General features: G+C 68.2%; 13 protein-coding genes and 2 tRNA genes. 4 read left to right on the top strand and 11 right to left on the bottom strand.

What is annotated here, in order from left to right; translation table 11 throughout:
* Positions 1–5: 5 nt before the first annotated feature.
* The 3 genes from BSZ14_RS06305 to BSZ14_RS06295 form a co-directional block, all read right to left on the bottom strand.
* The gene (locus tag BSZ14_RS06305) at positions 6–1,457 is read right to left on the bottom strand and encodes an NAD(P)-dependent oxidoreductase (protein ID WP_076710277.1); all 1,452 of its coding nucleotides are present in this window, start codon (positions 1,455–1,457) and stop codon (positions 6–8) included.
* A gap of 153 nt (positions 1,458–1,610) precedes the next feature.
* Positions 1,611–2,420, bottom strand: coding sequence for an undecaprenyl-diphosphate phosphatase (locus BSZ14_RS06300; protein ID WP_076710276.1), 810 nt, complete (start codon positions 2,418–2,420; stop codon positions 1,611–1,613).
* Positions 2,421–2,507: 87 nt separating this feature from the next.
* Complete coding sequence (locus BSZ14_RS06295; protein ID WP_076710275.1) at positions 2,508–3,440, bottom strand: complex I NDUFA9 subunit family protein; 933 nt, start codon at positions 3,438–3,440, stop codon at positions 2,508–2,510.
* A 104-nt stretch (positions 3,441–3,544) separates the two neighbouring features.
* On the opposite strand from BSZ14_RS06295, the gene BSZ14_RS06290 reads away from it, so the two are divergent.
* Positions 3,545–3,631, top strand: a tRNA-Leu gene (locus BSZ14_RS06290).
* Positions 3,632–3,796: 165 nt separating this feature from the next.
* On the opposite strand, the gene cobA is transcribed toward BSZ14_RS06290, so the two are convergent.
* From cobA to BSZ14_RS06255, 7 genes are all read right to left on the bottom strand, one after another.
* Entirely contained in the window at positions 3,797–4,588 is a 792-nt protein-coding gene (gene cobA, locus BSZ14_RS06285) for a uroporphyrinogen-III C-methyltransferase (protein WP_076710274.1), read from the bottom strand.
* A complete protein-coding gene (locus tag BSZ14_RS06280) occupies positions 4,578–7,169 on the bottom strand; it encodes a nitrate reductase (RefSeq protein WP_076710273.1) in 2,592 nt (863 codons plus the stop codon). The genes cobA and BSZ14_RS06280 overlap by 11 nt, the downstream gene beginning before the upstream one ends.
* 121 nt (positions 7,170–7,290) lie before the next feature.
* On the bottom strand, positions 7,291–7,644 hold the full coding sequence (gene nirD, locus BSZ14_RS06275) for a nitrite reductase small subunit NirD (protein ID WP_076710272.1): 354 nt from the start codon (positions 7,642–7,644) through the stop codon (positions 7,291–7,293).
* A complete protein-coding gene (nirB, locus tag BSZ14_RS06270; RefSeq protein WP_076710271.1) occupies positions 7,641–10,121 on the bottom strand; it encodes a nitrite reductase large subunit NirB in 2,481 nt (826 codons plus the stop codon). The genes nirD and nirB overlap by 4 nt, the downstream gene beginning before the upstream one ends.
* A gap of 28 nt (positions 10,122–10,149) precedes the next feature.
* Entirely contained in the window at positions 10,150–11,397 is a 1,248-nt protein-coding gene (locus tag BSZ14_RS06265; RefSeq protein ID WP_042487554.1) for a nitrate/nitrite transporter, read from the bottom strand.
* Positions 11,398–11,782: 385 nt separating this feature from the next.
* Positions 11,783–12,979: an ABC transporter substrate-binding protein gene (locus tag BSZ14_RS06260; protein WP_076710270.1), complete on the bottom strand. Its 1,197-nt coding sequence runs from the start codon at positions 12,977–12,979 to the stop codon at positions 11,783–11,785.
* Positions 12,976–13,557 carry an ANTAR domain-containing response regulator gene (locus BSZ14_RS06255; RefSeq protein ID WP_076710269.1) on the bottom strand — a complete coding sequence of 194 codons (582 nt, stop codon included), beginning with the start codon at positions 13,555–13,557 and terminating at the stop codon, positions 12,976–12,978. The genes BSZ14_RS06260 and BSZ14_RS06255 overlap by 4 nt, the downstream gene beginning before the upstream one ends.
* Before the next feature lie 152 nt (positions 13,558–13,709).
* On the opposite strand from BSZ14_RS06255, the gene BSZ14_RS06250 reads away from it, so the two are divergent.
* Positions 13,710–15,803 (top strand): TonB-dependent receptor, encoded by a 2,094-nt coding sequence (locus BSZ14_RS06250; RefSeq protein WP_076710268.1) that lies wholly within the window; start codon positions 13,710–13,712, stop codon positions 15,801–15,803.
* 242 nt (positions 15,804–16,045) lie between these two features.
* A complete protein-coding gene (locus tag BSZ14_RS06245; RefSeq protein ID WP_076710267.1) occupies positions 16,046–16,501 on the top strand; it encodes a DUF3429 domain-containing protein in 456 nt (151 codons plus the stop codon).
* Between the two features lie 4 nt (positions 16,502–16,505).
* Here BSZ14_RS06245 and BSZ14_RS20165 read toward each other — a convergent pair whose 3' ends face one another.
* Entirely contained in the window at positions 16,506–16,637 is a 132-nt protein-coding gene (locus BSZ14_RS20165; protein WP_274533643.1) for a hypothetical protein, read from the bottom strand.
* Positions 16,638–16,722: 85 nt separating this feature from the next.
* On the opposite strand from BSZ14_RS20165, the gene BSZ14_RS06240 reads away from it, so the two are divergent.
* A tRNA-Thr gene (locus tag BSZ14_RS06240) sits at positions 16,723–16,797 on the top strand.
* Positions 16,798–16,860 lie beyond the last annotated feature (63 nt).

The raw sequence follows: 16,860 nt of genomic DNA, 5'->3' as shown, positions 1-16,860 counted from the left end.
GCGGATCACGCGGCCACCTTCTCACGCGCGCCGGTCTTGGCCCGCGCCTTCAACCACTGGTGCATCGCCTTGGCCACGTCGCGCCCGTCACGGATCGCCCACACCACCAGCGACGCGCCGCGCACGATGTCCCCGGCGGCGAACACGCCGTCCAGGCTGGTCATCAGCGTGCGGCCATCGACCAGCACCGTGCCCCAGCGGCTGACGCCCAGCTCGGCGGTGCCGAACAGGCTCGGCAGGTCTTCCGCATCGAAGCCCAGCGCCTTGATGACCATGTCCGCCTCCAGCAGATGGTCGGCACCCGGCTCCGCCTCCGGCGCACGCCGTCCGCTGGCGTCGGGCGCACCCAGCCGCATCTTGGCGGCGCGCACGCCCGTCACCGTGTCGCCGCCCTCGAAGCCCAAAGGCGCGGAGAGCCAGACGAACTCGGCGCCCTCCTCCTCGGCATTCGCCACTTCGCGCTGCGACCCCGGCATGTTCGCCCGGTCGCGGCGATAAAGGCACTTCACCGACTTGGCGCCCTGGCGGATCGCGGTGCGCACGCAGTCCATCGCGGTATCGCCGCCGCCGATCACGACGACATTCTTGCCCTCGGCGTTCAGCGACCCGTTCTCGAACGCCTCGACCGTGTCGCCGAAGCTCTTGCGGTTGGAGGCGGTCAGATAGTCGAGCGCGGCGATCACGCCATTGGCACCCGCGCCTTCCACCTCGACATTGCGCGCCTTGTACACGCCGGTCGCGATCAGCACCGCATCATGGCGGCGGCGCAGGTCCTCCAGCGTGGCGTCCTCGCCGACCGCAAAGCCTTCGTGGAAGACGATGCCGCCCGCCTTCAGCCGCTCGACCCGGCGCATGACGACGGGCTTTTCCAGCTTGAAGCCGGGAATGCCATAGGTCAGCAAGCCCCCCGCCCGGTCGTGCCGGTCATAGACATGGACGTCATAGCCCGACACGCGCAGATATTCGGCCGCCGTCAGGCCCGCAGGCCCCGCGCCGATCACCGCGACCGATTGGCCCCGCGCCGGTCCGGGGACCAGCGGCTCGACCCAGCCCTCTTCCCACGCGGTGTCCGTGATGAACTTTTCGACCGAGCCGATCGTGACCGCGCCGTGGCCCGAAAACTCGATGACGCAATTGCCCTCGCACAGCCGGTCCTGCGGGCAGATGCGGCCGCAGATCTCGGGCATGGTCGAGGTGCTGTTCGACAACTCATAGGCTTCGCGCAGGCGACCTTCCGCGGTCAGGCGCAGCCAGTCGGGAATATGATTGTGCAGCGGGCAATGCACCGAGCAATAGGGCACGCCGCATTGCGAGCAGCGCCCGGCCTGGTCCTCGGCCGCCGGGGGCGCATAGCGTTCGGCGATTTCGCGGAAATCCTCCGCGCGGGCCTCTGCGGCCCGCTTGGCCGGATAGGCCTGATCGCGGCCTACAAACTTCAGCATAGAATCGTTCGCCATATGCGCCTCCGAAGATGCGGATATTGCGCGAACGACCCTATGTCACCTCGAAATCGACATATAGGTCAGCATGGCTGTCTAACTAAAATGGGATTTATGGCATCCAACCCGGTTGTTGCGACCGATGCGCAATAAATAAGGTCCGATCCGGCATCAATGCATGGTCAGCAGCGCCAGCGCGATGCTGCCCGCGACGATCCGATACCAGGCAAAGGGACCGAAGCCGTGACGGCCGACAATGCCGACGAACCAGCGCACCACCAGCAGCGCGACGATGAAGGCGACGACGAAGCCGATCGCGATCTCCAGCGGCCCGACGCTGTTCCCGGCGCGCATGGCGTCCAGATGCCCCGCAGTCTCGACCACGCTGGCACCCAACATGGTGGGGATGGCGAGGAAGAAGCTGAACTCGGCCGCCGTGCGCCGCTCGACACCCAGGGTCAGCGCGCCCAGGATCGTCGCGCCCGACCGGCTGACGCCGGGGATCATCGCCAGGCACTGGAGAAAGCCGACGCCCAGCGCGGTCTTGGCGGGGACCGCCGCGATGCCGCGCGTCGTGCCGGGCTTCACCACCCGCTCGATCACCAGGATCGCGACGCCGCCGACGATCAGCGCGACCGCGACGACCTTGGGCTGGAGCAGCAGCGCCTCGATATGCTTCTTGGCCAGCACGCCGATGACGGCGGCGGGCATGAAGGCGATCAGCAGGTTGCGCACGAAACGGATCGAGCCGGGATCACGCTTGGCGAGCCCCACCATGACCGTCCAGAAGGTCCGCCAGTACAGGACGACCACCGCCAGGATCGCCCCCAGCTGGATGACGATGTTGAACATCTGCCAGCGCGCATCGTCATAGCCGAGCAGCGCGCCCGCCAGGATCAGGTGGCCGGTGGAGGATACCGGCAGGAATTCGGTGACACCCTCGACGATCCCGAGGATGATGGCGGCAATCAGATCGTTCACGCGAGTCCCCAAATGCTAGAACAGCCCCGCCGCCATAGGGCGACGAGGCTGTCAGCGAAATGATAAAGACTGTCAGGTTGGGACGGTTCAGGCCGCCAGCGTCTCCGCCCGGCGCCCGAAGCGACCCGCCTTGCGGAAACGGATCAGATATTCGGGCGCGACGGTCGCCAGCGGCGCGGCCTCGACGCCCAGCGCGGCCAGGCCCGGCGCACCGGCCGCGACGACATTATCCTTTTGCAGCATCAGCCACTGGTCCCAGCTGATCGGCGAGCCCGGCAGGCGGGCCAGCAGCGCCCCGGCAAAGTCGGGCACGTCCACGAAGTTCGGCTTGCGACCCAGCGCCTGCGCGATCCAGCGCAGCAACTCGCCCATCGACAGCACGTCCGGCCCGCCCAGCTCATAGGTCTTGCCCCCATGCGCTTCGGGATCGCGCAGCGCGTTGGCGACCGCCTGACCGACATCGCCCGCAAAGACCGGCTGGAACTTCACGCCCGCGCGCAGGACCGGGACGATCGGTGAGGCCATCATGCCCGCGAAGCGATTCACGAACTGGTCCTCGCGCCCGAACACGATCGAGGGGCGCAGGATGGTGGCGTTCGGGAAAGCCGCGCGCACCGCCTCTTCGCCCTGCCCCTTGGACCGGGCATAGGCCGCCGCGCCATTGGCGTCCGCGCCGATCGCCGAGACATGGACCAGCGCTTCGGCCCCGGCCTTGCGAGCGGCTTCCGCCACGGCCCGCGCACCGTCCACATGGATGGCCTGCATATTGCGGCCCATCACGCCGACCAGATTGACGACCGCATCCGCGCCCTCGACCGCACGCGCGACCGTTTCGGGGCGGGCAATGTCGACGGCCAAGAACTGCGTCTGGCCCAGCCCTCCTTGCGTGCGCAGGAAATAGGCCTGGCGCGGATCGCGCTGCGCCACCCGGACGCGCGTACCGTCCCGCATCAGTTCGCGTGCGACATAGCGGCCCAGAAAGCCCCCGCCGCCGATCAGCGTCACCAGCTTGTTCGTCATGACCGTCCCTATTCGCCAGATTTTTTGTGCATCGCCCCTTTGCCTCGCAAAAAAGCCGTTGACAAGGATTCGAACCCTACCCTAAAGGCGCAGGCCTACCCCGTGCCCAGATGGCGGAATTGGTAGACGCACCAGCTTCAGGTGCTGGCGATCGCAAGGTCGTGGAGGTTCGAGTCCTCTTCTGGGCACCATTTTTCCCCAGGCTTACGAGCCTCGGGAGTGGCGGAAAACCAAGACTTTCTACCAACATCACCGTGCGACAGCGCGATGATGAAGTCTTGGCCTCTCCCGCCGCCATGGGCGCCGAGGCGTGCCCGTTTCTTTCCTTACAAAGCCGACAAGCCTTTCTTTATTCGTCAGGCGACGGTCACTCCTGCCCGTATCGGGGTACATTGTGCGCGTGCGAAGGCCGGGTCGGCTTCGACCGCTTCGCCGACAATCAGCATGGCGGGATCGTGCGCGCTGATCGCCTCGACCAGAAAGGCCAGCGAGGACAGCCGCCCCCGGATGATTCGTTCATTGGGCAGCGAGGCGTTGACCACGACCAGCACCGGCGTGTCGGGGCTACGGCCAGCGGCGACCAGTTGCTGGGCGACGGTCGCGGCGGCGGCGCGGCCCATATAGATGGCGAGCGTCGCATCGGATGCGGCCAGTGCCGTCCAGTCGAGATCGAGCGTCGCCCCCGCCTGCGCATGGGCCGTCACCAGGGTCAGGCGGCGCGCCACGCCGCGCAGGGTCAGGCTGGTCCCCGCCGAGGCGACCGCCGCGCTGGCAGCGGTGATGCCCGGACAGATGCGTACCGGCACGCCCGCCGCGCGGCAGGCGGTGACTTCCTCCGCCGTGCGCCCGAAGATCGCCGGGTCGCCGCCCTTCAGCCGGACGACACGCTTTCCCGCCAGCGCCGCCGCGACGATCAGCGCGTCGATCGTCCGCTGGTCCTTGGAATGGCGGCCCGATCGCTTGCCGACGCTGATCCGCTCGGCATGGGCGCCGATCAGGTCGAGGATGGCGGGGCCGACCAGTGCGTCGTAGAAGACCACATCCGCCGCCGCGATCAACCGCTCGGCCTTGCGGGTCAGCAGGTCGGGATCGCCCGGCCCTGCGCCGACCAGCCAGACCGAACCGGCGGGAAAATCGTCATGCGGCATGGTTGGTTTCCTCGGCGAGCAGGCGGGCGAGCGCGGGGCGGCACGATCCGCAATTGGTGCCCGCGCCCAAAGCGGCTCCGATCGCGGCGACATCGGCCAGCCGCTGGTCGCGGATCGCCGCGACGATGGTGCGCATCCCGATATCGAAACAGGCGCAGACGATCGCGCCGCGATCCGCCTGCACCCCAGGCGCGCGTCCGGCGAGCAGGGTCGGCGCGGCCTCCGGCTCGGCCAGTTGCCCGATCAGCCAGTCGCGGCTCGGCAATTCGCCGCTCTCGGTCACGAACAGCGCGGCGACCAGCCGACCACCCGACAGGATCGCGATCCGCCTCGTGCCGCGCGCGGCGTCGATCGCCTCGATCCGCTCGCCAGCGGGCAGGCTCGCCTCCAGCTTCACCGGATCGCCATCGCCCGCCAGCTCCCACAGGCTGCCCGCCGGAACCGCGACGCGCGTCGCCCAGAGGCATTTGGGAGTACGCACCGGCTCGCCCGCGACGATCAGGAAACCGCGCCAGCGCGTCGCGACCGCCGCCAGTCGCGCCGGGGTTTCCTTGAAGCCCGGCTGGCCCGAGACGGGATCGACCAGCGGACGCGGCAGCAGGCCGGTGCGACCGCCGCTCGACGTGCGGTCGGTCCAGTGGATCGGGGTGAAGATTTCGCCCTTTCGCTGCGCAGGCGTCACGCGCACGCGGTAGAGGCTGTCGCCCTGCGGCGTCGCCACTCGCGCCAGCCCGCCATCGGTGACGCCCAGCCCGGCGGCATCGTCAGGATGCACCTCCACCAAAGGCTCCTCGCGGTGACGGGCGAGCTTGGGCGCCAGGCCGGTGCGGGTCATGCTGTGCCACTGGTCGCGGTAGCGCCCGGTGTTGAGCGTCAGCGGCCAGGCGACGAGCGGGCCGGAAATCGCCTTTTGCGTGACCGTCACCAGTCGCGCGCGGCCATCGGCGGTCGGGAAACGGCCATCGGCGAACGGCGTGCCGCCCCAGCGGAACGGCGTCATCGCGTCATAGTCGCCATTGCCCGCGCTCGACCGGCCGGGCAGCGCGAACAGGCGCGCGCCGTCATTCTCGTAAGCCGACAACCGACAATGCTCGCGCCAGATTTCGGCGGGGCGATCATAGGCGAACGCGGTCTTCCACCCCATGCGGCGACCGACCTCCTTGACGATCCACCAGTCGGGCCTGGCCTCGCCCGGCAGCGGGAATAGCGCGCGCTGGCGGCTGATCGTGCGGTCGCTATTGGTGACGGTCCCGTCCTTCTCACCCCAGGCGGCGGCGGGCAGGCGGACATGGGCATAAGCCGAGGTATCGGTGTCGGCGATCACGTCGCTGACCACTACGAAGGGACAGGCGGCCAATGCCTCGCGCACGCGGCCCGCATCGGGCATCGACACGGCGGGATTGGTCGCCATCACCCACAGCGCCTTGATCCGCCCCTCGCCCAGCGCGCGGAAGAGGTCGACGGCCTTGAGACCGGGCTTTTCGGCGATGGTCGGCGCGGCCCAGAAACGCTGGACACGGGCGCGGTTGTCGGGGGCGAAGTCCATATGCGCGGCCAGCGTCGAGGCCAACCCGCCCACCTCGCGCCCGCCCATCGCATTGGGCTGGCCGGTGATCGAAAAGGGCTGCGCGCCGGGCTTGCCGATGCGCCCCGTCGCGAGGTGGACGTTCAGGATCGCATTGACCTGATCGGTGCCGGTCAGCGACTGGTTCACGCCCTGGCTGAACAGCGTGACGGTGCGCGGGGTGGCGGCGAACAGCTCGTAGAAGCGCCGCAGGTCGGCGGGCGACAGGTCGCAGGTCCTGGCGACCGACCAAAGATCGCTGCCCTCGCCCGACGCTTCCCAGAAATCGGCCGGAACCGACAGGTGATCGGCGAGGAAAGCGGCGTCGAGCGCGTCCGCTTCACGGCACCAGGCGAGCAGGCCGTTCATCAGCGCCACGTCGCTGCCGGGGCGCAGCGGCAGATGGAGGTCGGCTTCTTCCGCCGTCTCGGTCCGGCGCGGGTCGATCACCACCAGCTTGGCGCCCGCATCGCACCGGGCGCGGATACGCTGATAGACGATGGGGTGGCACCAGGCGGTGTTGCTGCCGACCAGCACGATCAGGTCGGCGGCGTCGATGTCTTCGTAGGATGCGGGCACCACGTCCTCGCCGAACGCGCGGGTGTGACCCGCGACCGCGCTCGACATGCACAGGCGCGAATTGGTGTCGATATTGGCCGAGCCGATAAAGCCCTTCATCAGCTTGTTGGCGACATAATAGTCCTCGGTCAGCAACTGGCCGGAGACGTAGAAGGCGACGCTGTCGGGGCCGTGCTGGGCGATGGTGTCGCGGAAGCGTTTCGCTACGAGGTCGAGCGCCTTGTCCCAGCTGGCGCGACGCTTGCCGATCATGGGGGTGAGCAGGCGGCCTTCGAGGCCGACCGTCTCGCCCAAATGCGTGCCCTTGGAGCAGAGCCTGCCGCGATTGGCGGGGTGGTCGGGGTCACCCTCGATGCGGACGCTACGCTCGCCGGTCACGGTCGCGCGGATGCCGCAGCCGACGCCGCAATAGGCGCAGGTGGTGCGGATCGCGTTCATGCGTCGCCCCTCCCCTTCAGGGGAGGGGTTGGGGTGGGGCAGTTCGGCAGGCACAACGCTTGTGGCGAGGCCCCACCCCCAGCCCCTCCCCTGAAGGGGAGGGGAGAAAAGTGCCCGCTCCTCACGCCGCCGCCTTCAGGGTGCTGGCGCGGCAGATCAGCACGCGACCGCCGCTAATCTTCACCGGCACCACGGGCGTGCAGCCCTTGTCCTCACCCAGCGCCTCGCCGGTGCTCAGCGAAATCCGCCAATTGTGCAGCGGGCACGCCACCGCACCGCCATGGACGATCCCCTGGCTCAGCCGCCCATGTTTGTGCGGGCAGCGGTCGAGCAGCGCGAAGACCTTGTTCTCGCCGGTGCGGAAGACGGCGATGTCGTTCCCGCCCTCGACCTGCACCGTGCGGCTGCCGCGCACCGGGATTTCATTGACCCAGCCGATATCGAGCCATTCGCCCGCCAAGGAACCAGAGGTCATGCCATCTCTCCAACAGGTTGGAAGCGCGCCATCGGCGCATGGATTTCGCGTTCCTCGCCCGCGACGCGCGCGGCCCAGGGGTCATCCTGCGAGAAGCTCTGCGAATGGAAGAAGCGACGGGCGAGTTCGGCGCGCGCCTCTTCATCGGGCAGCAGGCGCGACTGGATATAGGCAAGGCCAACCCGCTCGATCCACGGCGCGGTCCGCTCCAGATAGCGCGCCTCCTCGCGATAGAGCTGGACGAAAGCGGCGCACATTTCCATCGCCTCTGCCTCGGTCGCGACCTTGCAGAGCAGGTCGGTGGCGCGGACCTTGATCCCGCCATTGCCGCCGACATGGAGTTCGTAGCCCGAATCGACGCAGACTACCCCGAAGTCCTTGATCGTCGCCTCGGCACAGTTGCGCGGACAGCCCGACACCGCGATCTTGAACTTGTGCGGCATCCACGATCCCCAGGTCGCCCGCTCCAGCTTGACGCCCAGCCCGGTCGAATCCTGCGTGCCGAAACGGCACCATTCGGAGCCGACACAGGTCTTCACCGTGCGAAGCGACTTGCCATAGGCATGGCCCGAGACCATCCCAGCGGCGTTCAGATCGGCCCAAACGGCGGGCAGGTCCTCCTTTTTGATGCCGAAGATGTCCAGCCGCTGGCCGCCCGTCACCTTGACCATCGGCGCGTTGAACTTCTCGACCACGTCCGCGATCGCGCGCAGTTCCTTCGGACTGGTGATGCCACCCCACATGCGCGGGACGACCGAATAGGTGCCGTCCTTCTGGATATTGGCGTGCATGCGTTCGTTGACGAAGCGGCTCTGCTGGTCGTCGACATATTTGCCCGGCAGCGCGCAGAGCAGATAGTAATTGAGCGCGGGGCGGCAGGACGAACAACCGTCCGGGGTCGACCAGTGCAGCTTCTGCATGACTTCGGGGATCGACTTCATGCCCTGCGCGACGATCTCGCGGCGCACATCGTCATGGCCGAAGCTGGTGCATTTGCACATGGTCTTCGGCCCGGCCTCCACCTCGTCGCCCAGGGTGAGCGCGAGCAGGCTCTCGACCAGCCCGGTGCACGAACCGCAGCTCGCCGACGCCTTGCAGGTGGCGCGGACCGCATCCAGGCTGTGCGCACCCTTGGCGATGCACGACACGACCTGCCCCTTGGTGACGCCGTTGCAGCCGCAAATCTCCGCCGTGTCGGAGAGCGCCGCAACGGCCGCCTTAGGGTCCGCCTGCCCCCCTCCCGAGGCGAAGGCCTGGCCGAAGATCAGCGCGTCGCGAATGTCGCCGACGCTCTCGCCCTTTTTGAGCAGGTCGAAATACCAGTTGCCGTCGGCGGTGTCGCCGTAGAGCACCGCGCCGACGATCCGGTCGTCCTTGACCACGACGCGCTTGTAGATCCCGCGGGCGGCATCGCGCAGCACGATGTCCTCCGCGCCGTCGCCGCCGCCGAAATCGCCCGCCGAGAAGACGTCGAGCCCGGCGACCTTCAGCTTCGTCGCGGTGGCGGTGGGGCGATAGCCCGAGGGTGCGCCGGTCAACGCATCGGCCAGGCTGCGGCACATGTCCCAGAGCGGCGCGACCAGGCCGTAGACCTGCCCGTCATGCTCGACGCACTCGCCGACCGCCAGGATGCGGGGATCGGAGGTGACCATATGGTCGTCCACCTTGATCCCGCGCCCGACCTCCAGTCCCGCCGCGCGGGCCAGCGCGACCGAGGGGCGGATGCCGACCGCCATGACGACCAGATCGGCGGGGATTTCGCGCCCGTCCTTCAGGCGGATCGCCTCCACCTTGCCATCGCCCAGGATCGCGGCGGTGTCCGCACCGGTCAGCACGGTCTGGCCGCGCGCCTCCAGCGCCTGTTTGAGCAGCCAGCCCGCCGCCTCGTCCAGCTGCCGCTCCATCAGCGTCGGCATCAGGTGGAGGACGGTGACGGTCATGCCGCGCAAGGACAGGCCATGCGCCGCCTCCAGCCCCAGCAGGCCGCCGCCGATCACTACCGCGCTGCCACCCCGCTCGGCGGCGGCGAGCATATGCTCGACATCCTTCATGTCGCGAAAGCTGATGACGCCGGGCAGGTCGTGACCGGGCACCGGGATGATGAAGGGATCGGAGCCGGTCGCGATCAGCAGCCGGTCATAGTCCAGCACCATGCCGCTCTGCGCGGTGACGGTGCGCGCGTCCCGGTCGATCGCGGTGACGGGATCGCCGCTGACCAGGGTGATGCCGTTATCTTCATACCAGTCGAGGCCGTTGATGACGATCTCGTCGAACGTCTTCTCGCCCGCCAGCACCGGCGACAGCATGATCCGGTTATAGTTCACCAGCGGCTCGGCGCCGAAGATGGTGATGCGATAGCGCGCGGGATCGCGGGCCAGCAATTCCTCGACCGCGCGGCATCCGGCCATGCCGTTGCCGACGACGATCAAATGCTCGCGGGTGTCGACCTTGGCGACGCTCAGGACTTCGTGTTTCATCGGTTCGATCCGTGGAAGAGGAAAAGCATCAGATCCGCACGCCCTCGGCCGCGCCCCAGCTGCGGCGCCAGCGGGTCTTGACCAGCATCAGGCCCGCCAGCGCGATCAGGGCCAGCGCGGCGAAGATCAGGAAGCCGCCGGAAAAGCTGCCCGTCCACTGCTTGGCGAAGCCCAGCGACGAGGCGAGGTAGAAGCCGCCGATCCCGCCCGCCATGCCGACCAGGCCGGTCATCACGCCGATCTCGGCGGCGAAACGCTGCGGCACCAGCTGGAACACCGAACCATTGCCGACCCCCAGCGCCAGCATCGACAGGACGAACAGTGCGAGCGAGGCGGCGAACCCGTCGACCATCGCCACGCCGGTCAGGGTGACGGCGGCGGCGGCGAACACGCCGAGCAGCGCCTTCACGCCCCCGATCGCATCGGCCAGCGCGCCGCCCATCGGCCGGACCAGCGACCCGGCGAAGACACAGGCCGCCGTGGCATAACCGGCCTGCACCGGGGTCAGACCGAAGCGGTCGGTGAAATAGATGGGCAGGCTGGCGGCAAGCCCGACGAACCCGCCGAAGGTGACGGCGTAGAAGCCCATCAGCCACCAGGCATCGGCCTGTTTCAACGGCGCCAGATACTCGACCAGACGGCGCGGCGGCGGTGCGCCCGGCGCATCCTTGGCCATGACCATATAGGCGAAGAAGACGAGGGTCAGCGGCAGGCAGGCCAGACCCAGCACCGCGTTCCAGCCGAACAGCTTGGCGAGCGCGGGCGCGAACAAGGCGGCCAGCACCGTGCCCGAATTGCCCATGCCCGCCAGGCCCATCGCCTTGCCCTGATGCTCGGGCGGATACCAGCGGCTGGCGAGGGGCAGCGCGATGGCGAAGCTCGCCCCCGCAAAGCCCAGGATGACACCCAGCGCCAGCGTGCCGCCAAAGCTGTTCACCCCCAGCACCCAGGCCGAGAAGAGGCCGCCGATCACGATCAACTGGCTGATCGCACCCGCCCGCTTCGGCCCGATCCGGTCGACCAGCAGGCCATTGACGACGCGCAGCACCGCCCCCGCCAGCGTCGGCACCGCGACCATCACGCCCTTTTCCGCCGGGGTCAGGGACAGGCTGGCCGAAATCTGCGGCGCCAATGGGCCGAGCAGGACCCAGACCATGAAGGCCAGATCGAAATACAGAAACGCCGCGATCAGCGTCGGCGTATGACCGCTAGCCCAGAAGCCGCCATCGTCCGCCGCTTTCGCCGCCTTGTCGTCATCCCAGAATGCCGTCGCCATCGTGCCGCCTCCGTGGGGTCGCCGGGACCCGAAACGAAAAAAGCCGCCAGGACGCGGGACCCTTGCGGGTCGCATCCTGGCGGCTTCGTTGCCTCCAAGCGGAAAGTGGGACAGCCCCGCTTCCGCCAGCGCGCCACCCCGTCGTTGGAGCGGCGATCGCCGTTATCTCGTGTCCGACGCCATTGCCGGACGACTCGAAAACTGCCTGATTCGCCAGCGGCGCGCAAGACCCTTTCGCAATCGCAGCAAAAACATCCTCCCCGGAACGGGGAGGTGGCAGCGCGAAGCGCTGACGGAGGGGGGCTTCCACATAGTTCACCCTTTGTGGAGATCCCCCTCCACCACCTCTTCGCGGCGGTCCCCCTCCCCGTTCCGGGGAGGATCGTTACGGCAACTCCTTCAAATACCCCGGGATATCATCCGGGTCGAACGCCCGCCCGTCGAAAAACGGATCGCTGCCCAGCACCAGCCGCCCTTGCGTCGACCCCGCCCCGATCGGCTCGACCAGCGCGCCCTCCAGCTTGGAGCTTGCCCCCGGCAACGGTGCGCCCGACCCCGCCAGCGCGGCGCGGTACAGGTCCGGCCGGAACACGCCCTGCGCGGTGGCGGCGTCCGCGTTCGAGAAGGACAGCCCCTCCCACCGCACCATCTGCGCATAGAGCCAGCCCGCCTGGCTGCGCCATGGGAAGTTCGCCGCCTCGCGATATTGGAACATGAAATCGGGATAATGGACCGGCTCGCCGCCCGGCACCACGCGGATGCGGTCGGTGATCGCGCGCAGGATCGCGCCCACCGGCGCGTCGAGATAAGCGGTGCGCGACAGGATTTCGGCGCTCTGTTCGACCGTCTCGGGATCGATGAAATGCGCCGCCGCCGCGTGGAGCGCGCGGATCAGCCGCAATACTGCGTCGCGCCGCTCCTCGGCCTGGTCGCTGCGCATCGCCAGCACCTTTTCGACGCCGCGCCGCCAGATTTGCGCGGTGGCCAGCGCGATCCGCCCGACGCCGCGATCGACCGCGATCGAGTTCCACGGCTCGCCGACACAGATACCGTCCACCTCGCCCGCCGCCAGCGCATCGGCGGCGAAGGGCGGGCTGGTCACGACGATATCGACATCCATGTCCGGCCGGATGCCGACCCCGGCCAGCCAGTAGCGCAGCATGTAGTTATGGCTGGAATGGCGATGCACCACCCCGAAGCGCAGACGCTGCCGCGCCGCCACCTCGCGCAGGGCCGCCCCCACCGCGATCGGATCGCCCAGCCCCTCGCCCAGCCCGCACGCCTCGCCCAGTGCGGTCGAGAAGGTGATGGCGTTGCCGTTCAACCCCAGTACGAAGGGCACCGCCATCGGCACCGCCGGACGATCCCGCCCCAGCGCGGTTGCGATGGCGAGCGGCGCGACCATGTGCGCGGCGTCGGTATGCCCATAGAGCAGCCGGTCGCGCACCGCCGCCCAGGTGACGTCGCGCACCAGATCGACCGCCACCCCCTGTTCCTCGGCAAAACCCAGCTCATGCGCCAATATCGGCAGCGCAGCGTCGACCAGCGGCACGAAGCCGATGCGGAACCGGTCGAGACTCACGGCAAATCTCCCATCAGCGCCTCGCTGGTCACGATCGCCTCGGCCACCTCGGCGATGCGCCGGTTGGACTGCATCGCATGGCCGCGCAGCAGCGCATAGGCGGCCGGCTCGTCGATGCCGCGACGCCGCATCAGGATCGCCTTGGCCCGATCGATCGTCTGGCGGTCGGCCAGTGCGGTCCTGGCCTCGGCCAGTTCGGCCTGGAGCCGCGAAAAGGCCTGGAAGCGGCGGATCGCGACGTCGAGCACCGGCTTGATCCGCTGCTTCGCCAGACCGTCGACGACATAGGCCGACACCCCCGCATCGACCGCCGCCAGCGCGCTTTCGGCGTCCGACTGGTCAACGAACATCGCGATCGGGCGGTCCACCGCGCGCGACATGGCGAAAAAATCCTCCAGCAGGTCACGGCCGGGATTTTCCAGATTGATGAGCACCACCTCGGGCGCGCACGCCTCGATCTGGCGGACGATCGGCCCGGCGGGGTCGATCAGCACCTGATCGTCCAATCCGGCCTCGCGCAGGCCCTCGGCAATGATCGCCGCGCGCGTCGTGCTGGTGTCGATGATCGCGATCCTCACGGGCGGATGGACTAGCCCGAAAGCCGCGCGTCATCCAGTCCGGACGATGAAGGACGGCATGACGTTTTTTTCAGAATAGCCGGGCCGAAGTGTTGCCTTGCCGAATCGTCGCCCTATGAGACGTTGCAACATACCATATCACCGGATCATCCATGGCCGTCACCGACTCCTTACTTCGTCGTTCCCGTCTTGCCGTCCTGTCCCTTGCCATGGCCTCATGCGCCATGCCGCTGTGCGCCAATGCGCAGGAAGCCGATACGCGCGAACAGGCCGAGGATCGTTCGGACATCGTGGTCCTGGGCACCCGCCGCTCGGTCGACCGCACCCTGTCCTCCGATCCCGCGACCGCGCGCATGTCGCAGTCCAGCCGCTCGCTGGAGCAGGACGTGTTGCAGGCGGCGGGCACGTACCGCCTGAACGACGCGCTGGAACTGGTCAGCGGGTTCAGCCAGCAGAACAACCGCGGCGGCGTGCTCGACAATTTCGCGATTCGCGGCTTTCTCGGCACGCCGGACGGCGGCGCGGAATTCTATGTCGACGGCTTCATCGCCAATCGCGGCATGGTGCCGCCCCGCGACCCCGCCACGGTCGAGCGGATCGAGGTGCTGAAAGGTCCGGCGGGTGCGATCTTCGGCGATGTCGATCCGGGCGGCCGGGTCAACATCGTCTCCAAGATGCCGCGCTTCACCTCCTCGGCCCGGCTGACCGCGACCTATGGCTCGTTCGACACCCGCCGGGTCGAGGCGGATGCCACGGGGCCGCTCTCCGACACCTTCGCCGCGCGAATCATCGTCGCGGCCGAGGACAGCGATGGCTGGCGCGACACGGTGTCGCTCAAGCGGCGGGTGGTCTCCCCCTCGCTGACCTGGGCGCCGAGCGATGCGCTGCGCCTGACCTATCTGGCCGAGTTCATGCAGTTCGACACGCCGTTCGATCGCGGCATCCCGGCGGTCGGCGACGATGCCAATGCCCTGCCCCGCTCGAATTATTATGGCGAGCCGTCCAACGGCCTCACCCGCTTCCGCAACGAGCGGCACCAGCTGACCGGGCTGGCGCAACTGGGCGGCGGCTGGACGCTGAACGGCGGCGTGGTCTGGCGGACCGGCTCGCTCAAGGGCTTTTCGGCGGACCAGTCGCGCATCGTCGGCACCCAGGTCTGGCGCCAGCGCCGTTCGCGCGATTTCGTGATCGACGATCTGGCCGCGCGGCTGGAATTGGCGGGAACGGTCGGGCGGCACCAGTTGAGCGTCGGCATCAAGGGTTATCGCATGACCTATGGCGAGCGCTGGATGCGGCGCAATCCGTCGGCGGCGGCGCCCTATGCGGTCGATCTCTATGATCCGGCATCGACCTATGGCGGCACGGCCGCGCCGCTCCTGCCCTTCACCAACAATGACGAGAATCGCTGGGCGGGCACGCTGTACGTCCAGGATATGTGGGCGGTGACCGACCGGCTGACCCTGGTCGGCGGCGCGCGGGTCGATCCCTATCGGCAGAAGATCGTCAACAACCGCACCGGCGGGGTCGGACAGATCGTTGACGAGCCGGTCAAGTTCCGTGCGGGCGCGCGCTATGCGGTGGACGATCATGTGTCGGTCCATGCCAATTGGGGCGAATCCTTCCTGCTCAATTCCGGCACGGGCCGCACCGGCGAGGGTTTCCAACCGGAGGAAGCGCGTGGCTATGAAGTCGGCGTTGCGGGCCGCTGGGCCGGGCTCGACCTGGGCATGACCTGGTTCGACATCGCCAAGAGCAACATCCTGACCACCGATCCGGTCGATCCCGGTTTCAACGCGCCGGTCGGCCGGATGAACAGCCGGGGGATCGAGGCCGACGCCTCGCTGCGCCTGGCCCGCCGGTGGCAGGTGATCGCCAACTATGCCTGGGTCCATGCCCGCAACGACGACAAGAGCTTCGCCACCCCGGCGGTGCTGGGTGTGCCCGCGCATTCGGGGACGGTGCTGGTCGTCCACCAACTGCCCATCGCCGGGCGCGACTGGCAGTTGAGCGGCGGCGTCGCCTATGTCGGCGACCGCGCAGGCTCGCTCGATGCACGGCCGCTGGTCCTGCCCTCCTATGTAAAGGTCAAGGCGGCGGTCGAAATGCCCGTCACCGACCAGCTGCGCTTCCGGCTGGAGGCCGACAACCTGTTCGATGCACGCTATGCCGCGAGTTCGTACAGCCGCTTGTGGATCTATCCCGGCGCGCCAAGGACGGTCCGCGCCTCGCTGCGGCTGGAGATATAGAGCGGGACGACATTGCGTTGAATCGACGCAAGCCCCTCTCCTTCAGGGGAGGGGTTGGGGTGGGGCCTTTCCACGAACGCCGCGCTTGCGGAAGCGCCCCACCCCCGGCCCCTCCCCTGAAGGGGAGGGGTGGATTCATATGGCGTCCTCCCCGCCACTGGGGGGATCGTGTTTGCCCCGAATGAACCATCGCACGGCCCCTGCGTAGCCACTCCGCAACGTCACGTTCCGGGAATGCCGCGATGAATCACGACCATCTGCCACGACCACCGCTGATCCTGGGCGTGGCCGGAGTCCTGCCGCCCCTGCTCTGCGTCACGCTGGCGCTGGTCGACCCGGCGCTGACCCTGCCCGCGACGATCGGCGGCGGGCTCTACGGCGCGCTGATCCTGTCCTTCCTGGGCGGCATGTGGTGGATGGAGGCGCTGCTGCGCCGCGACGCGCGGGGCTGGCCCTATCTGGTCGCGGTGCTGCCCAGCCTGATCGGATGGGCGTTGTTGCTGCCGCCATTGCTGGCGGGCGGCTCGATCCGGGTCGCGTTGATCCTGCTGGGCCTCGTCATCATGATCACGCCGCTCGCCGACCTTCGGATCGGCGACGCGATGCGGGCCGTCGCGGGCTGGGCCAGGTTGCGCTGGGCCTTGTCGCTGGGGCTGGGCGGCCTGACCCTGGTCCTGGGGCTGATCGCCTCCCGCTGAACGTTCAGGCGGGTTCGTCGCGCGGGGCGGGATCGGGCGCAGGCCCTTCGCCCTGCTCTCGCGCCTGGGCCTTTCGCCGTTTCAGATTTTCCCGGAGCGCCGCCGCCAGCCGCTCCGCCCGTTCGTCTTTTGCCATGGCATTTCGCATAATCCGCACAAAGGGCGCTTGACAATGCCCGCCCAATCGTCTCTAGGCGCGCTTCCCGCGGTGAAACGCGAGTGCTGCCGTAGCTCAGTGGTAGAGCGCATCCTTGGTAAGGCTGAGGTCGTGAGTTCAATCCTCACCGGCAGCACCATTCTCCCCCAGCCTTCTCAAAAGGCCGCAATGGGGAGCTTTCTTACCCCCACGCAAAACTTGA

The sequence above is a fragment of the Sphingomonas sp. Sph1(2015) genome (genome assembly GCF_001970915.1).
GTDB classification, from domain to species: Bacteria; Pseudomonadota; Alphaproteobacteria; order Sphingomonadales; family Sphingomonadaceae; genus Sphingomonas; species Sphingomonas parapaucimobilis.
This window is presented reverse-complemented; position numbering and strand designations above follow the sequence as displayed.

What these genes read in the sequence shown, in the direction of transcription:
- BSZ14_RS06265 (WP_042487554.1), bottom strand. Translation starts at nt 11,397, where the DNA reads ATGGCGACGGCATTCTGGGATGACGACAAGGCGGCGAAAGCGGCGGAC.
- nirD (WP_076710272.1), bottom strand. Translation starts at nt 7,644, where the DNA reads ATGACCTCTGGTTCCTTGGCGGGCGAATGGCTCGATATCGGCTGGGTC.
- BSZ14_RS20165 (WP_274533643.1), bottom strand. Translation starts at nt 16,637, where the DNA reads ATGGCAAAAGACGAACGGGCGGAGCGGCTGGCGGCGGCGCTCCGGGAA.
- nirB (WP_076710271.1), bottom strand. Translation starts at nt 10,121, where the DNA reads ATGAAACACGAAGTCCTGAGCGTCGCCAAGGTCGACACCCGCGAGCAT.
- BSZ14_RS06245 (WP_076710267.1), top strand. Translation starts at nt 16,046, where the DNA reads ATGAATCACGACCATCTGCCACGACCACCGCTGATCCTGGGCGTGGCC.
- BSZ14_RS06305 (WP_076710277.1), bottom strand. Translation starts at nt 1,457, where the DNA reads ATGGCGAACGATTCTATGCTGAAGTTTGTAGGCCGCGATCAGGCCTAT.
- cobA (WP_076710274.1), bottom strand. Translation starts at nt 4,588, where the DNA reads ATGCCGCATGACGATTTTCCCGCCGGTTCGGTCTGGCTGGTCGGCGCA.
- BSZ14_RS06295 (WP_076710275.1), bottom strand. Translation starts at nt 3,440, where the DNA reads ATGACGAACAAGCTGGTGACGCTGATCGGCGGCGGGGGCTTTCTGGGC.
- BSZ14_RS06280 (WP_076710273.1), bottom strand. Translation starts at nt 7,169, where the DNA reads ATGAACGCGATCCGCACCACCTGCGCCTATTGCGGCGTCGGCTGCGGC.
- BSZ14_RS06250 (WP_076710268.1), top strand. Translation starts at nt 13,710, where the DNA reads ATGGCCGTCACCGACTCCTTACTTCGTCGTTCCCGTCTTGCCGTCCTG.